This is a genomic window from Falsigemmobacter intermedius (assembly GCF_004054105.1).
GTDB classification, from domain to species: Bacteria; Pseudomonadota; Alphaproteobacteria; order Rhodobacterales; family Rhodobacteraceae; genus Wagnerdoeblera; species Wagnerdoeblera intermedia.
Window position 1 is genome coordinate 823 of record NZ_SBLC01000119.1, and the last position, 1,303, is coordinate 2,125.

3 protein-coding genes are annotated in these 1,303 nt (G+C 60.9%); all 3 read right to left on the reverse strand.

The genetic code is table 11. The features are described from left to right. Window positions 1–99: 99 nt before the first annotated feature. The 3 genes from EP867_RS19425 to EP867_RS20480 all read right to left on the reverse strand — a co-directional run bounded on the left by EP867_RS19425 (window position 100) and on the right by EP867_RS20480 (window position 1,212). A complete protein-coding gene (locus EP867_RS19425) occupies window positions 100–429 on the reverse strand; it encodes a ribonuclease E inhibitor RraB (protein ID WP_164888982.1) in 330 nt (109 codons plus the stop codon). 451 nt (window positions 430–880) lie between these two features. Further along, window positions 881–1,081, reverse strand: a complete 201-nt coding sequence (locus EP867_RS20015) for a hypothetical protein (RefSeq protein ID WP_174722360.1) — start codon at window positions 1,079–1,081, stop codon at window positions 881–883. Further along, the gene (locus EP867_RS20480; protein ID WP_322099048.1) at window positions 1,018–1,212 is read right to left on the reverse strand and encodes an ATP-binding cassette domain-containing protein; all 195 of its coding nucleotides are present in this window, start codon (window positions 1,210–1,212) and stop codon (window positions 1,018–1,020) included. Before EP867_RS20480 ends, EP867_RS20015 begins: the two co-directional genes overlap by 64 nt. Window positions 1,213–1,303: the final 91 nt, after the last annotated feature.

The following is a 1,303-nucleotide window of genomic DNA, read 5'->3' on the forward strand; positions in this document are numbered from 1 at the left end:
AGGGAGACCGCTGACCTTGTCAGTTCGCACAGCGACAATCGGGGCTCAGCGCCTCAGCGATCGGATCGTCCCGCGAGAGACCGATCGTCAGATGCCGGATCAGTCAAACCCAAATTCCCATCCGTCGGGGTGGAAGTCAAATTTCAGCGCGATCTCAATCACTTTCTTCTCTGCCGCCCAGATCGACTCCGGCGTGATCAGAAGCTCGCCGCGGGTGGCGACGATCAGGGTATGGCTTTCTTCATCGCGCTCGGTTCGGTAGCCAAGCGCAGCCAGCGCTTTTTCGCAGGCGCCCCAGCGGGCGTCCTCATCTTCGGCAAGAAGATAGAACTCCACCACCGAAGTCCGGGGCAAGGCCGTCCCGCGCTTTTTCAGCTCAGCGAAGGTCTCAAAGGTTTCGCGCCGCTGGGCGTCGAAGTTCTGGCTCATCTTTCTCGTCATCCTGTCAAAGGCACGTCCCAACCGGGACCCCTATCTAGCGCGAACCGGATACCGCCGTCCACCAACAGGCAGATCAGAGCGCTCTCGGGGCAGAATAGTGGCGCCTCGACTGTTTCTGAAACGCATATTCACCCTTTGCAGAGATCCTTCGTGCATGAAGCCGGGAGCGCTGGAGAGTCGGTATCTGCTGACATTGCCTCGAGGGTCTTTCCACCCCAAACCAGCCTCCCTTCGTCAGGATTGGCTATCCGGACCGTTTGAGGGAGCCGGCGCCCTGCTGCTCAGTCTGCGCAGCGAGAGGCAGCGCCCCGCGCCGGCTCTGAAGAGCCGCGCGGGCGAACGGGTCGGCCTCCATCAGTCTCGTTCGCCGGGCAAATGAAGCATCCCCTCCTCACACTTCAACGGCCGCGCGAGATGCCCGCCTGGACATGCGCGCCGCTCAGTGGACGGCGGCGTACATGATCGTCTCAGCATCCGTCCGGTGGCCTTCAAACTCCTCAACGATCCGACCATGGCGGCACACCAGAATCCGGTCGGAAAGCTGAAGAATTTCCGGCAGATAGGAGGAGATCACCATCACCGCGATGCCAGCCTCAGCCAGGCCCTCAATGATATAATGGATCTCGGCGATCGCGCCCACATCCCCCCCCGCGTCGGCTCATCAAAAATCACCAGACGCGGCTTTTGCACCAGGGCCTTTGCGATGACGACTTTCTGCTGGTTACCGCCTGAAAGCTCAATCACCCTGGCATCCGAGTTGATCGCACGCACTTTCAGCGCTTCGGTCCATTCGGCCGCGAGGTCGTGTCGCGAAGGCTGTGGAAATTCCCTGGCGGCTTGCTCCGGGCATGTGAAATTGGCG

Excerpts from the sequence above, each read along its gene's own strand:
- EP867_RS19425 (WP_164888982.1), bottom strand. The coding sequence starts at position 429 with ATGAGCCAGAACTTCGACGCCCAGCGGCGCGAAACCTTTGAGACCTTC.